Source organism: Blattabacterium cuenoti (genome assembly GCF_014251755.1).
Taxonomy (GTDB): Bacteria; Bacteroidota; Bacteroidia; order Flavobacteriales; family Blattabacteriaceae; genus Blattabacterium; species Blattabacterium cuenoti_AN.
Map to the genome: position 1 here is coordinate 1 of NZ_CP059200.1, position 17229 is coordinate 17229.

Annotated in this window: 13 protein-coding genes and 1 other RNA gene; 5 read left to right on the forward strand and 9 right to left on the reverse strand. The window is 26.3% G+C overall.

Going from position 1 to position 17229, the window contains the following annotated elements; translation table 11 throughout:
• The 3 genes from nusA to aspS are packed head-to-tail and all read left to right on the forward strand — an operon-like array spanning position 1 to position 5635.
• Positions 1–1254, forward strand: a complete 1254-nt coding sequence (nusA, locus tag H0H57_RS00005; protein ID WP_185863810.1) for a transcription termination factor NusA — start codon at positions 1–3, stop codon at positions 1252–1254.
• A gap of 48 nt (positions 1255–1302) precedes the next feature.
• Positions 1303–3924 carry a translation initiation factor IF-2 gene (infB, locus tag H0H57_RS00010; RefSeq protein WP_185863811.1) on the forward strand — a complete coding sequence of 874 codons (2622 nt, stop codon included), beginning with the start codon at positions 1303–1305 and terminating at the stop codon, positions 3922–3924.
• Between the two features lie 4 nt (positions 3925–3928).
• Positions 3929–5635, forward strand: a complete 1707-nt coding sequence (gene aspS / locus H0H57_RS00015) for an aspartate--tRNA ligase (protein ID WP_185864062.1) — start codon at positions 3929–3931, stop codon at positions 5633–5635.
• Here the strand turns inward: aspS and H0H57_RS00020 are convergent.
• Both H0H57_RS00020 and H0H57_RS00025 read right to left on the reverse strand, forming a co-directional pair.
• Entirely contained in the window at positions 5621–6118 is a 498-nt protein-coding gene (locus H0H57_RS00020) for an inorganic diphosphatase (RefSeq protein ID WP_185863812.1), read from the reverse strand. The two genes, aspS and H0H57_RS00020, sit on opposite strands and share 15 nt — an antisense overlap.
• A 1-nt stretch (position 6119) precedes the next feature.
• Complete coding sequence (locus H0H57_RS00025; RefSeq protein ID WP_185863813.1) at positions 6120–7319, reverse strand: dihydrolipoamide acetyltransferase family protein; 1200 nt, start codon at positions 7317–7319, stop codon at positions 6120–6122.
• Between the two features lie 96 nt (positions 7320–7415).
• Between H0H57_RS00025 and H0H57_RS00030 the strand changes: the two genes are divergently transcribed.
• Complete coding sequence (locus H0H57_RS00030) at positions 7416–8954, forward strand: NAD(P)H-hydrate dehydratase (RefSeq protein WP_185863814.1); 1539 nt, start codon at positions 7416–7418, stop codon at positions 8952–8954.
• A 1-nt stretch (position 8955) separates the two neighbouring features.
• Here H0H57_RS00030 and lnt read toward each other — a convergent pair whose 3' ends face one another.
• The 7 genes from lnt to H0H57_RS00065 all read right to left on the reverse strand — a co-directional run bounded on the left by lnt (position 8956) and on the right by H0H57_RS00065 (position 16615).
• On the reverse strand, positions 8956–10563 hold the full coding sequence (gene lnt, locus H0H57_RS00035; RefSeq protein ID WP_238784319.1) for an apolipoprotein N-acyltransferase: 1608 nt from the start codon (positions 10561–10563) through the stop codon (positions 8956–8958).
• Between the two features lie 81 nt (positions 10564–10644).
• Positions 10645–11051, reverse strand: a transfer-messenger RNA (tmRNA) gene (gene ssrA / locus H0H57_RS00040).
• Between the two features lie 27 nt (positions 11052–11078).
• Entirely contained in the window at positions 11079–12323 is a 1245-nt protein-coding gene (gene rodA, locus H0H57_RS00045) for a rod shape-determining protein RodA (RefSeq protein ID WP_185863815.1), read from the reverse strand.
• The gene (gene mrdA, locus H0H57_RS00050; RefSeq protein WP_185863816.1) at positions 12307–14211 is read right to left on the reverse strand and encodes a penicillin-binding protein 2; all 1905 of its coding nucleotides are present in this window, start codon (positions 14209–14211) and stop codon (positions 12307–12309) included. Before mrdA ends, rodA begins: the two co-directional genes overlap by 17 nt.
• Positions 14208–14516 carry a hypothetical protein gene (locus H0H57_RS03070; protein ID WP_238784320.1) on the reverse strand — a complete coding sequence of 103 codons (309 nt, stop codon included), beginning with the start codon at positions 14514–14516 and terminating at the stop codon, positions 14208–14210. The genes mrdA and H0H57_RS03070 overlap by 4 nt, the downstream gene beginning before the upstream one ends.
• Before the next feature lie 206 nt (positions 14517–14722).
• The gene (mreC, locus tag H0H57_RS00060; RefSeq protein WP_185863818.1) at positions 14723–15556 is read right to left on the reverse strand and encodes a rod shape-determining protein MreC; all 834 of its coding nucleotides are present in this window, start codon (positions 15554–15556) and stop codon (positions 14723–14725) included.
• A gap of 18 nt (positions 15557–15574) precedes the next feature.
• Positions 15575–16615: a rod shape-determining protein gene (locus H0H57_RS00065; protein ID WP_185864064.1), complete on the reverse strand. Its 1041-nt coding sequence runs from the start codon at positions 16613–16615 to the stop codon at positions 15575–15577.
• Positions 16616–16702: 87 nt separating this feature from the next.
• Here H0H57_RS00065 and folK point away from each other — a divergent pair, with 87 nt between their 5' ends.
• Positions 16703–17200, forward strand: coding sequence for a 2-amino-4-hydroxy-6-hydroxymethyldihydropteridine diphosphokinase (folK, locus tag H0H57_RS00070; RefSeq protein ID WP_185863819.1), 498 nt, complete (start codon positions 16703–16705; stop codon positions 17198–17200).
• Positions 17201–17229: the final 29 nt, after the last annotated feature.

The following is a 17229-nucleotide window of genomic DNA, read 5'->3' on the forward strand; positions in this document are numbered from 1 at the left end:
ATGGACAATGAAGCTTTAATAGATTCTTTTTCAGATTTTAAATATGAAAAAAATATAGATAGAGTAAGTCTTATGGCCATTTTAGAAGAATCTATCCGTTGTGTATTAAGAAAAAAATATGAATCATCAAAAAATTACGATATTATTGTAAACCCGGATCAAGGGGATTTAGAAATATGGAGAAATCGTGTAGTTGTAAAGGATGGAAAAATAAAAGATCTAAATAAAGAAATAGAACTATCTGTAGCTAGAAAAATAGAACCAGATTTTGAAATTGGAGAAGAAGTTACAGAAAAAGTAGAATTACAATCTTTAGGAAGAAGGGCCATTTTATCTCTAAAACAAAATTTACTATCTAAAATTAACGAATATGATAACACAAATACTTATAAAAAATTTAAGAATAAAATAGGTGAAATTATTAATGTAGAAGTTTATCATATTTTGCCAAAACAAATCATTATGAGAGATGATGAACAAAACGAAATGGTTTTACCTAAACAAGAACAAATTCCAAGTGATTTTTTTAGAAAAGGAGATCCAGTTAGAGCCTTAGTTAAACGAGTTGATTGGAAAGATCATAAACCTTTTGCAATTCTTACCAGAAAAGACGAATCTTTTTTAGAAGAACTTTTTAAATTAGAAATACCGGAGGTTTCTGATGGATTAATTACAGTAAAAAAAGTAGCACGTATTCCAGGAGAAAAAGCAAAAGTAGCTGTAGAATCTTATGATGATCGCATAGATCCAGTTGGAGCTTGTGTGGGAATGAAAGGTTCTAGAATTCATCCTATTGTTAGAGAATTAAAAAATGAAAATATAGACGTTATTAATTATACCTCTAATACACAATTATATCTCACACGATCTTTAAGTCCTGCTAAAGTTTCTATGATGGAAGTGAATGAAGAACATAAATATGTCAATGTATATGTAAAAATTGAAGAAATATCGAAAGCAATAGGAAAAGGGGGCCAAAATATAAAATTAGCCAGTCAATTAACTGGATATAAAATTCATATATTCAGGGATTTTCCTTATGAAGATGACGTAGAACTAACAGAGTTTTCTGATGAAATAGATTCAGAAGTTTTGGAAAAATTTCATAAAGCAGGGTTAAATACTGCAAAATCTGTATTAAACTATAGAAAAAATGATTTAAAAAAACGGACAAATCTTGAAGAAAAAATTATCAATAAAGTATTCACTATCTTGAGAAAAGAATTTGAAGAAGAATTAAATATAAACACATAATTTTTTTCTTTTTAATATTTTTGTTCTTAATACATTTTATATTTTGATATGACTGATAAAATCAGGTTAAAAACAGTATTAACCAAATTTAATATTTCCTTACAAAGAGTAATTAGTTTTTTACATAAAAAAGGAATAAAAATAGAAAATAATCCTAATACAAAAATAGAAGAAAAAGTATATAAGTCTCTTGTTCGAGAATTTCAAACTTACAAAGAAATACGAGATGCATCTGAAAAAGTTTTTTTGCAAAAAAGAATGGAAAAAGAAAAAATAAAAGAAGAATTATTAAAATCAAAAGACATTCGAAATGATCAAGTTATACGTGCTAAATCAGAAAAATTAATTGAATTCAAAAAAATAGGAAAAATAGATATTATTGATACATCATTATATGGTACTCAAGAAGAAAAAAAAAATAATTTACATCAACATAATAAAGAAAAAAAAATAGAATACGGATTTAAAAATCATAACAAACCTGAACATATTGATACTATCTATCAAAAATTAGATGGAGTTATGTTAACAGGAGATAGAATAGATCTATCTCAATTTGAAAAGAAAAAAACAAGATCAGAAATTAAAAAGAAACGAAAAAGAATTCAAAAAGAAATTTTCATTGAAGAAATGAAAAATATTTCTACAAGAAAAAAACAAAATAAAGAAAAAGAAAGAAAATCTTCCTTTCATAAGAATAAACATTCGAATGAAAAAAAAATAGATAAGCCTAAAAATAAAAAAAAGCCCCAAAAATCGGGAATTACTGATGAACAAATCAAAAAACAAATTAAAGAAACTTTGGAAAAGTTATCTTCTAAAGGAAGAAAATCAAGAGCATCAAAAATTAGAAAAGAAAAACGTCAATTCAAAAAAGAAAAAATACTTCTGAAAAATGAAATAGAAAATAAAAAAGAGGAAAAAATTCTAAAACTAGCTGAATTCACTACAGTGAATGAATTGGCATCTATGATGAAAGTCAATGCTAATGATGTGATTGTATCTTGTATGTCTTTAGGAATTATGGTGACGATGAACCAAAGATTAGATGCGGAAATATTAACTTTAGTTGCAGATGAGTTCGGTTTTAATGTAAAATTTGTTGGACTAGATTTAGAAGAAGCCATTCAAGATGATAAAGATTCAGAAAAAGATTTAAAACCTAGACCTCCTATTATCACTGTTATGGGACATGTAGATCATGGAAAAACGTCTTTGTTAGATCATATTAGAAACACGAATGTCATTGCAGGTGAAGCAGGTGGTATTACTCAACATATAGCCGCTTATAGTGTAGAATGTTCCAATCATCAAAACATTACTTTTTTAGATACTCCAGGTCATGAAGCTTTCACTGCTATGCGTGCAAGAGGAGCACAAATAACAGATATTGCAATCATAGTTATAGCGGCCGATGATCAGGTTATGACACAAACTAAAGAAGCCATCAGTCATGCTCAAGCGGCTAATGTTCCTATTCTTTTTGTTTTCAATAAAATGGATAAACCTAATGCAAATCCTGATAAAATTAGGGAACAACTAGCTAATTTAAACTTTTTGGTAAAAGAATGGGGAGGAAAATATCCTACTCAAGAAATATCAGCAAAATTAGGAACTGGAATAGATCAATTATTGAAAAAAGTTCTTTTAGTCGCTCAATCTTTAAATTTAAAAGCCAATCCCAATAAACTTTCTATAGGAACAGTTATAGAAGCTTCCTTGGATAAAGGAAGAGGATACATTACAACTTTACTTATACAAGGAGGAACATTAAAGGTTGGAGATTATCTTTTAGCAGGAAGTCACCATGGAAAAGTAAAAAGTATTTTAGATGAACGAGGAAAATCCATTTTCTTAGCAGGACCATCTAAACCTATTACGATATTAGGATTGAATGGAGCTCCTACTGCTGGAGATAAGTTTAAAGTTTTTCAAGATGAAAAAGAAGCTAAACAGCTAGCTTATAGAAGAGAACAGTTACAAAGAGAACAAAATATACGATCTCAAAAACATCTTACATTGGATGAAATAGGAAGACGTATAGCATTAGGGGATTTTAAAGAATTGAAAATTCTTATTAAAGGAGATGTAGATGGATCAGTTGAAGCTATTGCTGATGCTCTTCAAAAATTATCTACGAATACTATTATGGTAAATATTATTTATAAAGGAGTTGGTCAAATTACAGAATCTGATGTTTTATTAGCAAGTGCTTCAGATGCTATTATTATAGGATTTAATGTTCGTCCTAATATTGGATCTAAAAATATAGCAAAAAAAGAAAATATAGAAATACGAACTTATTCTATCATATATGATGTTACCAATGATATTCAGGAAGCAATGGATGGAATGTTGTCTCCAGAAATCAGAGAAAGAATATTGGGAAATGCTGAAATTAGAGAAATATTTAAAATGCCAAAAGCAGGAACTATAGCCGGATGTATGGTCATAGAAGGAAAATTATTCCGTCAAGCAAAAGTTAGATTGATTCGAGAAGGAATTGTTATTCATAATGGAGAATTTACTTCTCTTAAACGTTTTAAGGAAGATGTAAAAGAAGTTTCAAAAGGATATGAATGTGGGTTAGGAATCAAAAATTATCATAATTTAAAATCTGGAGATATGATAGAAGTTTATGAAGAATTATATGAATCCCAAAAAAATTAAATCAATGTATAGAACACATAATTGTGGAGAATTGAGTCGAAAAGATATTGGAAAAATAGTAATATTATCTGGATGGATTCAAAAAATAAGAAATTTAGGATCTTTATTTTTTATAGACATTAGAGATTATTTCGGTATTACACAATTAATAATTTCTAAAAAATCCGTAAAAAAAAATTTTTGTTTAGGGAAAGAATTTTTAATTAAAATAAAAGGAAAAGTAGTAGAAAGATTCTCTAAAAATGAGAATATTCCTACAGGAGAAATAGAGATTCTAGTATCTCATATAGAGTTACTAAACTCATCTCTATCTCCTCCTTTTACTATAGAAAATCAAACAGATGGAAATGAAGAGATGAGAATGATTTACCGATATCTTGATATTAGAAGGAATCCTATTAAAAATAATTTGATTATTCGTCATAATTTAGCTTTGGAAACACGTAATTTTCTTTCTAAAAATGGATTTTTAGAAATAGAAACTCCTGTATTGATAAATGATACTCCAGAAGGAGCTAGAAGCTTTGTCGTTCCTTCTAGAACACATATAGATAAATTCTATGCATTAGCTCAATCTCCACAATTATTTAAACAATTGTTAATGATAGGAGGAATAGATAAATATTTTCAAATTGTAAAATGCTTTAGAGATGAAGATTCTCGTTCTGATAGACAAATAGAATTCACACAAATAGATTGTGAAATGTCTTTCGTAGAAGTTCATGATGTATTAGTATTTTTTGAACGTTTTATCAAACATATATTCAAAAAAATAAAGAATATTCAATTAGATCCTTTTCCTTGTATTTCTTATTCTGATGCTATCAAAATATATGGAACGGATTCTCCTGACATTCGTTTTGGTATGCCTTTGATAGAACTGAATGATTTAGTTCAAAAGAAAAATATTAATTTTTTGAAAACACAAGAATTGGTAATAGGAATTAAAATTAAAAAATGTCATAACCTAGATGATACAATGAATTGTTTTTTCAAAAAAATAGAAAATCCAAATTTTTTTTGGATAAAATATTTATATGATCGAACCTTACTTTCTTCCAATTCAAATTTTTTTAATGAGAAAATTCTCAAAAGTTTTGTTAAATTTTTTGAAGCTATTCCTGGTGATTTATTATTTATTTTTTACGGAAAAAAAAGAAAAACTAGAGAAGAACTTGGAAAAATACGAGTAAAAATAGCCGATATTTTGAATTTAAACAATTCTAAAAAGTTTACTCCTTTGTGGATAAAAGATTTACCTATTTTAGAATGGGAAGAAAAATACAAAAAATATAAATCTGTACATCATCCGTTTACTAGTCCAAAAGAAGAAGATATTCATTTATTGGAAAAAAACCCAAAAAACGTTCGTTCTAAATCTTATGATTTGATTATAAATGGTATAGAAATTGGTAGTGGATCTATACGGATTCACAATAAAAACATACAAAATTTAATTTTTAAACATTTAGGATTTTCTCAAAAGGAGATCGAATCTAGATTCGGTTTTTTTATGAAAGCTTTTGAATATGGTATTCCTCCTCATGGAGGAATAGCTTTTGGATTAGATAGATTAATTAATCTTTTAGAAGGAAATCAAAATATAAAAAACTTCATTGCTTTTCCAAAAAATAATTATGGAAAAGATATAATGATAAATGCTCCATATTTTTTAGAAAAAGAAAAATTAAAAGAATTACATTTGCGTTAAATGATTTTGATATCGTAAACAAGATTGTTTATATACAGAAATTGCTTCTTTTTTGTCTTTCCAATTTCCTATTTTCACTTTTTTGTTTTCTAAATCTTTATATACCAAAAAAAAGTGTTCTATCTCTTTTTTAGAGTGTAAAGCGATTTCGTCAATATTATTGATAATATTATAATTAGGATCTGAAACAGGAACACAAATAATCTTTTCATCTTCTCCTTTTTCATCTATCATGAAAAAAATTCCTATAGGTTTTACTTTTATTAAACAACCTGGTATTGTTGGTTCTGTTAAAAAAACTAACACATCTAATGGATCTCCATCCATAGAAAGAGTTTTTGGAATAAAACCATAATCTGTTGGATAACTCATAGGAGAATATAATACTCGATCTAATCGAATTAGATTATTTGTTTTATCAAATTCATATTTATTTCTACTTCCTTTTGGAATTTCAATAAGTGCATCAAAACTGACTTTCATATTATATTTTTGTATAACAATTAAATTTTTCTAAATATAAAGCGACTTTTTTAGCAAAACATCCACCTAATACCCCATCTATTACACGATGATCATAAGAATGAGATAAATAAATTTTGTGTCTTATTCCTATGAAATCTCCTTTTGGTGTTTCTATTATAGACAATTTTTTTTGAATCAACCCTATTGCCAAAATAGCAACCTGCGGTTGATGTATAATTGGTGTACCAAAAAGATTTCCAAAGCTTCCAATATTGCTAATCGTATAAGTTCCACCTTGAGTTTCTTCAGGTTTTAATTGATTAGATTTCGCTCTTTTTATTAAATCATTAATAATTTTTATTAATCCTATTAAATTATAAGAATCAGCATTTTTAATCACAGGAACAATTAAATTACCATTGGGTAAAGCAGTAGCTAATCCTATATGGATATTTCTTTTTTTGATTATGCTTGTTCCATTTACGGAAATATTTATCATAGGAAGATCTTTGATAGCTTTGACCACGCATTCCACAAAAACGGACATTAAAGTTAACTTTTCTCCTGTATTTTTTTGAAATGTCTCTTTTATTTTTTCTCTCCATTTTACTATATTAGTTACATCTGCTTCAACAAAAGAAGTAACATGTGCAGAAATATTTTTACTTCTGATCATGTGTTCTGCAGTAATTCTACGCATTCTATCCATTTCTATGATTTCTTCATTTTTTTGATTCTTATTTATACTTTGAATACTATTATATCTATTGTATTTAGGAATTACAATATTATTTTTTTTAATACGAATATATTTTAATATATCTTTCTTCGTGACACGTTCCTTTTCTCCAGTTCCTTCTATTGTTTCCAATTCATAAAAGCTAATCCCTTCTTTTTTAGCTATCGTACGTACAAGAGGAGAATAAAAACGTTTTTTTCTTTTTTCTATTATTGGAATAGACCCTAAAGAAAATTTTTCTTCCGTTTCTAAAATAGCAATGAAATTTCCTACTTTAGCAACTTCATTAGGAGCAAATAGTTTCTTTTTTAAAATACCATTTACGGGGGAAGATATTTCAGAATTGACTTTATCTGTAGCTATTTCTACCAAAAGATCTTCTTTTTTTACAAAATCCCCTTCTTTTTTTAACCAACGAATGATAGTAGCCTCAGCTATACTTTCACCCATGGCTGGAAGGGGTAAATTATACTCGGACATCTAAATTAATCGTTTTATATTTGCATATATTAATCAAATTTCACAATCTTAAAAAACTTACAAACAAAATCAAAAATAATAAATTCATTTTAAAAAATGAAAATTCCTTCTTTAAATCAAATCAGAAAAGCGGATCAATATTGTATTGATTCCGAATCTATTTCTTCTGCTCAATTAATAGAAAGAGCCGCAAAAGGTTGTTTCAATTGGATCATTCATAATAAATCTTTCAAAATTAGAAAAAATCCATTTATAGTATTAGTAGGAAATGGAAAGAATGGAGGAGATGGTCTCTCTTTATCTTATATGTTACATTTATGCGGAGCCACTGTTTTTGTATATGGAATTAATATTTCTAATCATTTTTCAAATGAGTTTTTAATGAATAAAAAAAAAATATTACAGAAAAAAATAAATTTTAAAATGATTAATGAAGGGGAAAAATTTCCAGTTTTAAATCAGGAAAATTATCTTATTGATGCTATTTTTGGTACAGGATTCAATCGTACAATGAATCAATATTGGAAATCTTTTTTCCATTATATCAACGAAAAAAAATTTAAAGAAGTTATATCTATAGATATTCCATCTGGACTTTTTATGGAAAAAAGTCATGAAAATTTTGAAGGAATAATCAAAGCCACTCATACTTTAACTTTTCAAGTTCCAAAATTATCTTTTTTATTACCAAATTACGCGGATTATGTTGGAAAATGGCATTTGATAAATATTGGATGGAAAGATGATTGTATTCGTAACATACGAACTACAAATTTTTATATAGATGATGAATCAATTCGTGACATATATAAAAAAAAAATAAGAAAAAAATTTACACATAAAGGAAATTATGGACATGGAATCATTATAGGTGGAAGTTTTGGTATGGTTGGATCTGTTGTTCTTTCCGCTACTGCTAGTTTTCGTACTGGAATAGGAAAATTAAGTGTATATGTTCCTTCCTGTGGGTATCAAATTATACAAAATACACTTCCAGAAGCGATTGTAAATACAGATATAGAAACACATTATATCAGTAATATAGTTCTTTCTAATGAAAAGATAAATGCAATAGGAATAGGAATGGGAATGGGAATTCATTCTAAAACGATGTATGCTTTAGAATCTTTTTTATTAAAAATAAAAAATAAAAAAATACCAATGGTAATTGATGCGGATGCTATAAATATATTGTCACATCAACTGCTCCTATTGGATCTTATCCCAAAAGAAACCATTCTTACTCCACATCCAAAAGAATTTAAAAGATTATTATGTCGATCATGGAAAAATGATTATGAAAAATTACATTTTTTAAAAGAAATGTCTACAAAATATAAAATTTTTATTGTGTTAAAAGGAGCACATTCCGTTATTTCAACACCAAATGGAAATCTGTACTTTAACAGTACAGGAAATCCAGGAATGTCAACATCTGGAAGTGGAGATGTCCTTACTGGAATGATAATGAGTTTTTTATCTCAAGGATATTCTCCAAAAGAATCATGCATGATGGGTGTTTATTTACACGGATTAGCAGGAGATATTGCCTCAAAAAAATTAAGCGAAGAAGCTATCATTGCGAATGATATCATTCATCATATAGGTGAAGCTTATCTAAAAATTAGAATTTAAATTAATTTATCCAAATTCTTTTTGAAATCTGATCATAGATATTATATGTGATGGTATATAATAAAATTATGATTATTGTCAATAAACTAATTTTGGAAAGAAAATCTCCATGTTTAATGTAAAAAGTTTTATTTTTATTGAGATATATTTTATGATATAAAAATCCTTCTTTTCCATAAGGAATAGATGATATGATTTCTCCTTTTTCGTTAATAAAACAAGAAATTCCTGTATTTGCAGATCTAGCTACATATTTTCGATTTTCAATTGCTCTAATCCGAGCATAATGCATATGTTGTTTATGTCCTTGTGATATACCCCACCATCCATCATTAGTAATAATAACCATGAGTTCCACATTTTCTTTTCTAAAAAAATTAGAAACATATTCCCCAAAAACAGATTCATAACAAATAATAGGAGCTATTTTTATTCCTAAATAAGGATATTGAAAAACAGAAGGATAATTTTCTTTTCCAAGTTCCATGACTGTTCCTCCAAAATTAAGTAATTGATTTCCTAATATAGGTGAAAAAAATTTTTTATAAGGAAAAGTTTCTACTGCTGGTACTAATTTAGATTTATGATGAAATTCAATATTTTCATTAGTTCCTATTTGAATCACAGAATTAAAAATGTCAATCCATTGTATCTCTTTTTTTTTTTTTGAAAAAATAGGAACGGATTTTTCATTTTTATCTTTATTATGATGTAAAATAATTAATTCTACTCCTGTTATAAACACTGTGTTTGGAGATTTTTTTTTAAAGTAATCTTTGAATACAGAAATGATTTTATTTTTACTGATATTTTTGATTTGTATTTTGTTTGGAAACATAGTTTCAGGAGCTATGATAATCATAGATTCTTTAGATATTTTTTGATCTATTAATCTTTTTAATTTTGAAACTAATTTATTTGTTGAAATGAAATATTTTTGATTATATGGATCTATGTTAGGTTGCAAAATTAAAACATTTGCAGTACGTTCATACTGATTCCTTTTATATTTCATGTATATAAGATTTGAAATCAAAATCATAAAAAAAATAATTCCTATATTAAAAAATATTTTTTTATATAATGAGAATATATTTTTATCATTTTTATACTTAATAATGGATTCTGTCAATCCAATATTGACTATCCATATCCATATAGATCCTCCTAAAATTCCTGTATATTCATACCATTGAATCCATTCTGTATGATTAGCAAACCCATTTCCCAAATTTAGCCATGGCCAAGATAATTCCCATTCTAAATGCATTTTTTCAAATGAAATCCATAAACAAACCAAAAATACATATCCTATTCTTTTATCTTTTACATGTCTTTTAATCCATGAATAAAAAAAAAAAATAATTGACATAAAAAAAGAATTAAAAAACACAGGAATTAAATAGGCTTCTATAGCAAAAGTTCCATTAGTTCTTTTTGCATAAGATAACCACTGTGTAGAAATAGAATTCCATGTTAAAAAAGTAATAAAAGAAAACAATAAAATATAAAATAAAGAATGATTCAAATAATTCTCTACATATAATAAAGGAATAAAAGCTACAAATAAATATATGGGACATCCATCAGTAGGCCATCCTAATCCCAATAAAATTCCCGAAAATACACTATATATAAAAAATTCAATTTTTTTTATGTTGTGTAAAATTTTAACTTACTGTTTGTTAACCAGTGGAGCTGGCGGGATTCGAACCCGCGTCCAAACAAGTAGTATAAAAGATTTCTACATATTTATCCAAAAATTTTTATATTTTTTTATCCAAGTTTTGGATCTTGAATAAAAACTTTAGATTCAAAATTTAATTTCAGAGAACTTAAGAATCATCTGTTTTCTTATCCTTAATACTTTTGAGTACCTCTATATCAGAAATTATAAGGAAAAATTTCTGAGAGATATTTTGCTTCTGCATTTTATGCAGACTAAGCTATAACGTTTTTAACAACATTAAGCAGCAAAAGCGTATTCTTTTTCGCCATTTATATATTTTGTAACGCTTGATTTTCGTGTGATACCTTACGTGACACGATATGCTTTCTTCTATAACTAATCTTGCTGTCAAATCCAAAATCAGCCCCCATTTATTCTTCTTACAAAAGAATGATCTAGATCAAACTGGTTTGATCTGATGCATCTATTCTTATAAAGATAAATAATAAAACCGTAAAAGACCAAAGAGATGATCCTCCATAACTAAAAAAAGGTAAAACAATTCCTATTGTAGGAAAAAGACCCATAACCATCCCTAAATTAATAATAAAATGAATAAAAAGAATATTTCCAACTGAATATCCAAAAATTCTTCCAAAAATATTTTTTTGCCTTTCAGATAAAAAATAAATACGACTAATAAATAATAAATAAAATATAATCAAAATTACACTTCCTATAAAACCCCATTCTTCTCCTACTGTACAAAAAATATAATCAGTATGTTGTTCAGGAACAAATTTTCCTTTTGTAACAGTTCCTTTTTGATATCCCTTTCCAAAGAATTTTCCAGAACCAATAGCTGTTTTAGAATATAATAAATTATATCCTACATTATCTCTATATTTTCTGTCAAATTCATTTTGAAATAAAATATTGATTCTATCTTTATGATGTTGTTTAAAAAATTTTTGAAAAAAAAATGGAGAAAAAAAAGAAAAAACTGAAAAACTAATAAATAAGAATATATAAAAAAATAAATCTATAAATGATAGATATTTTTTTTGAAAAAAAAATAAAAAAATAAAACTAATAAATAAAAGTAAAATGACGATCCAAGGCGATAAGTTTATCGAAACTACAAACAATAAAATATAAAATAAAAAATAAAGTATAAAAGAGATAGATAAACCTTCTCTATATAAAGTAAGAAGAAAAGAAGAAAAAACTATAGAAGAACCAGGATCTGGTTGTAACAATATCAAAAAAGAGGGTAACACTAATATAATAGATATATGTAATAATGCTTTATTATTATTCTCTATATTCTCCTGACTCATAATATGAGCGATCATCAAAGATGTTGATATTTTAGCTAATTCAGATGGTTGAAAACTAATAGGGCCAAAAACATACCAAGATTTTGAACCATTTATATTTTTTCCCAAAAAAAATACTCCAATTAAAAGAAATAACGTAAACAAAAATAAAAATGGTGTTATGTGCTTATAATGAATAGGTTTAAATAAAAAAATAACAAATATGAAAAAAAAACTTAATAATATCCATATTAATTGTTTTTCTGCTTTTTCTGGAGATACGGAATATAAATTCATACATCCAAAAAAAATCATTGTCATATAAATGATAACAATTATCCAATCTATATTTCTAAACAATATTTTATTTCTTTTGATCAATAGAATTTTTTGTGTAAAAATTATTAAATTTTTTCATTTTTGCTATTGAACTATATATTTTTTGTAGTCCTGATGTCATTATTTTTTTTTCAAGATTTTTTCTATTCACATTATTTGTTATATACTTTTCTGCAATAAGACTAGCAATAGGTCCAGCCCAACGAGATCCAAATCCTCCATTTTCTATAATAACAGAAATAGCAATTTTAGGATCTTCTACGGGAGCAAATAATATAAAAATAGAATGATCGGGTAAAGAAACTATTTTATGATTTACTTTAATAAAATTCTGAGAAGTTCCTGTTTTTCCAGCCATTCTAATGTCAGATGATTTGAAACTTTTTCCAGTTCCAATAATGAAAACTTTTTCCATTCCATTAATAATGAAATCAAAATATTTACTTTTAACTTTAGTATATTTAGCTATAGTATAATTAGGATTGGATATCGGTTGATGATTAATTCGTTTTACTATATGTGGAGTATAAAAAAAACCCCGATTTGCTATGGCACAAACCATATTAGCTAACTGCATAGGAGTTACATTGATTTCCCCTTGACCAATACTATTAGAAATGATCGTAATGGCATTCCATTTTGTTGTTCCGTATTTTTTATTATAATAATCTCCGGAAGGAATAATACCTTTTTCTCCTGTAGCTAAATCATTATATAAATAATTCCCAAAACCAAAACTTTTTATGATATCACACCATTCATTCACTCCTTTTGTCAAATTTTTTGGATATTTTTCTATAACACGTTTATAAACTTGTGCAAAATAGTTATTACAAGAAACAGCGACAGCCGTTTCTACCCCTATAGGAAATCCATGAAATCCAGAATGACAATGAATTCTTTTTTTTCCATATTTGAATCCCTTATAACATATAAAAGTAGTATTGGGATCTACAACTTCCATTTGAAGACCTGCTAACTCAGTTAGTAATTTAAATGGAGAAGCTGGTGGATAACGAGCTTGTGTGGTTCGATCAAATAAAGGGTTGTCTATTGTATTTTTTATTAATTTTTGAAATTCTTTAGAACGATTTAGCCCTACAAACAAATTAGGATTGTTAATGGGACTAGAAACCAAAGATAAAATTTCTCCATTTTTAGGATTTATAGCGACTATTCCTCCTTTTTTTTGATACATCAGCTGTTCTGCATAATTTTGCAAATTCCAATCTATAGTTAAAGAAATATCATCACCACTTATAGCTTTTACATTATTTTTACTATTGTTATACCCTCCTATAATACACCCTTTTCTATCTCTTAACCAATATTTTACCCCTTTTTTTCCTCTCAAAACTTTTTCATAAGATTTTTCTACCCCAGCCCAACCAATAAAATCTCCTATTTGATAATAATTAGATTCTTTTTTAATATCTTTTTGAGTTACTTCTCCTATATATCCTAAAACATTAGCTGAACTTTCTACTTTATAATCCCTAAGAGAACGTTTTGTCCAATCAAATCCTTTGTATTTATAAAGTTTTTCTTGTATAGTGGCAAATTTTTCTTTAGAAATAAAAGGTAAAAAAACAGATGGTAAATATTTAGAATACGCTTTTGCTTTTTCTAAATTTTTATAAAAAATATTTTTCTCAATTCCTACAAGATTACAAAATTCCATAATATTAAAATGTTCATCTATAAGAATAGGAACAACTATTAACTCGTAAATAGATTTGTTAAAAACCAAAAGATTTTCATTTCTGTCAAAAATAGAACCTCTTTCAGGAATAATAATTTCTTGTTTAATAGAAGTATTAAATGCATTCAAAATATACTTTTCCGTATATATTTGTATATAAAATAGCCTAATTATAAAAATAATACCGAAAAAACTTAACAAAATATAAAAATTATATAATTTTTTCAATGTTTAATTTTTCTGAAAAAAAAATATATAATACATAAAATAGTTGTAAAAATACTGCTTAATATTGTTCTAAATAAAACAATTCTATTAAAAATAGTTCCTTTCAACATTTCTAATATTAATAAAGAAAAATGATGTATAACAACTAAAGAAAATATATAAAGCATTTTCCTAATCAAAGGCAATTCATAAATTGAAAAATCATTTCTATTTATAAAATTTTTTCCATCAAAAAAATGGAGAAATTTTAGTCTTAAAAAAGCAGATAAAGTAGAAGAAAAAGCATGAAACCCTCCAGTATTCATACAATGATCTATCACCCATCCTATTAAAAATGATAAGAATAAAAATACAAATTTATTTTTATTGTATGGATATACTAGTATAAAAAGAACATATATATAAGAATAGCATCTTAAGAATAAAAATAAGGGATTTAATATTGATATTTGAATTAAACAAAGAAAAAAAATATAAAAGACAGAAATAATAAAATTTTTAATTAAATTCATTATTTATTTTCAACTTTATAAAGTTGAACATTATCCCATTCTTCTTTTAATAAATTTTTCACAACATAAGCATTTTCTATCGTAGAAAAATTAGCCATGAGTTTCACTTTTATAATATAATTTGCATGTTCTTCATCCAATTTATAAGAATAAACTCTTCCAATAGGAATTCCTTCAGGAAAAGTCACTGATTTACCATCTGTTTCTACAATATCTCCTTTATGGATAGTGGAATGTCTGGGTATATCATATAAAACTACATATTCATAATTCAATCCATCCCAACTCAGAGTTCCAAAATATTTATTTTTCTTTAGTCTGGCATTAACTTTAATTTTTTGATTTAAAAGAGAAATCGCAATACTAAAATGTGGAGAAGTTTTTATAATAATTCCTGCAATTCCATTATATAATATAATCCCCATATCTGGTTTTATTTCATCTATACTTCCTTTGTTTATAGTTATATAATTTTCCTGTTCATGAATACTGTTATTTATAATTTGTACTGGAGTAAAGGTATATTGTTGTAAATAATTAATATCCTCTTTTTTAAAATCCTTAGATATTTTTCTTATTTTAGAAAATATTTGAGCATCATGTAATCTTTTATTTTCATTTAAAAGTTTTTTATTTTCAATTTCTAATAAAAAATAATTCCGAAGTTTATGGATAGTCTCATAAATTTTTCCAATCATAAAATTGGAAGAACCTTCATAAATATATTGGTGAAATTTTGAATTTGAAAAAGAAAGAAAAATAGCAGCGGATTCCAGTAAAAAAAAGAAAATAAAAAAACGACATTTCAAAAAAAAATTAAAAAATTCACGCATAAAATTAATCTATCAACCCTATTTCATTAAAAATGTAAATTTATCAATATTTTTTAGGGCGACTCCTGTCCCTTTTACTACAGCTCTCAAAGGATCCTCTACTAAAGAAACAGAAAGACCTGTTTTATTGGAGATCCTTTTATCTAATCCTCTTAGAAGAGAACCTCCACCCGCCATATATATTCCTGTTTTATAAATATCTGCTGCAAGTTCCGGTGGAGTTCTAGAAAGGGTTTCCATTACGGCATCCTCAATTCGTAAAATCGATTTATCTAGGGCTGGAATTGTTTCTTTATAAGAAAGATTCATTTCTTTAGGTTTTCCTGTAGGAAGATCTCTTCCTTGTATATGAATATCATCTGGAGGATTTTCTATGGATTCCATAGCCGCTCCTATATCTATTTTTATTTTTTCGGCAGTTCGTTCTCCAATATACAGATTATATTTAGAACGAAGAAAATAGGCTATATCATTTGTAAAAACATCTCCAGCTATTTTTATAGATTTTTGACAGACTATTCCTCCTAAAGCTATTACTCCACATTCTGTTGTTCCACCTCCTATATCAATGATCATATTTCCTTCTGCTTTAGTTACAGAAATTCCTGAACCAATAGCAGCGGCCATAGGTTCTTCAATAAGATAAACTTCTTTAGCATTAAGATGTTGAGCGGAGTCTTTTACTGCTCTTTTTTCTACTTCTGTTATTCCAGATGGAATGCAAATTACCATTGTTAATGATGGAGTAAAAAATTTGTTATTAACACCTGGAACTTTTTTTAGGAACTCTTTGATCATTAATTCTGCCACTTGATAATCGGCAATGACTCCATCTTTCAATGGTTTGTATATTTTAATATTTTCATGTGTTTTACCCTGCATTTGTTTAGCTTCCTCCCCTACGGCTAACACTTTTTTTGTTCTCACATCTATAGCTATTATCGAAGGCAAATCTACTATTACTTTGTTATTATGCATGATCAGTGTATTTGCTGTTCCTAAATCTATAGCTATTTCTTGAGTAAAAATATTTTTCATAAAGTCAACGACTAATCCCATTAATATTTTTTGTATGAAAATATCTACATAATTTAAATAAAAATACAGTTTTTCAGTATATTGAATAAATATGTTAATAATTTTTTTTTGAAAGAACATGATGTCTTTTTGTTACAAGGAAGTAACAAAGAAAATAAAAAAAAATATTTGGACCAATCTTTAATTTTGATATCGGAACAAATTGGAAAGGTTATTAAAATTTCATCATATTTTGAAAGTGAAGCATGGAATATGAAAAATTCTTCTATTTTTTATAATAGAGCTTTATACATAAAAACAAATTATTCTCCTATTGATCTGTTAAAAAAAATTTTGAATATAGAATTTTTTATAGGAAGAAGAAAAAATTCTTGTCAAGGACAGTATCAAAATCGAGAAATCGATATAGATATTTTATTTTATGATCATATCATGATTTATAGTTTTATTTTGAAAATTCCACATCCATTATTACATTTAAGAAGATTTGTTTTAGAACCTATGTGTGAAATTGCTCCAAATAAAAGTCATCCAATATTTAATTTAACTATCCTAGAAATTTTAGGATTATGTATAGATAAATTATATGTAAAAAAAATTTTATAATGAATTTTCCTTATTATATTAAATAAAAA

Excerpts from the sequence above, each read along its gene's own strand:
- H0H57_RS00020 (WP_185863812.1), bottom strand. The coding sequence starts at position 6,118 with ATGAAAGTCAGTTTTGATGCACTTATTGAAATTCCAAAAGGAAGTAGA.
- nusA (WP_185863810.1), top strand. The coding sequence starts at position 1 with ATGGACAATGAAGCTTTAATAGATTCTTTTTCAGATTTTAAATATGAA.
- infB (WP_185863811.1), top strand. The coding sequence starts at position 1,303 with ATGACTGATAAAATCAGGTTAAAAACAGTATTAACCAAATTTAATATT.
- H0H57_RS00025 (WP_185863813.1), bottom strand. The coding sequence starts at position 7,319 with ATGTCCGAGTATAATTTACCCCTTCCAGCCATGGGTGAAAGTATAGCT.
- mreC (WP_185863818.1), bottom strand. The coding sequence starts at position 15,556 with ATGCGTGAATTTTTTAATTTTTTTTTGAAATGTCGTTTTTTTATTTTC.
- H0H57_RS00065 (WP_185864064.1), bottom strand. The coding sequence starts at position 16,615 with ATGGGATTAGTCGTTGACTTTATGAAAAATATTTTTACTCAAGAAATA.
- aspS (WP_185864062.1), top strand. The coding sequence starts at position 3,929 with ATGTATAGAACACATAATTGTGGAGAATTGAGTCGAAAAGATATTGGA.
- H0H57_RS03070 (WP_238784320.1), bottom strand. The coding sequence starts at position 14,516 with ATGAATACTGGAGGGTTTCATGCTTTTTCTTCTACTTTATCTGCTTTT.
- H0H57_RS00030 (WP_185863814.1), top strand. The coding sequence starts at position 7,416 with ATGAAAATTCCTTCTTTAAATCAAATCAGAAAAGCGGATCAATATTGT.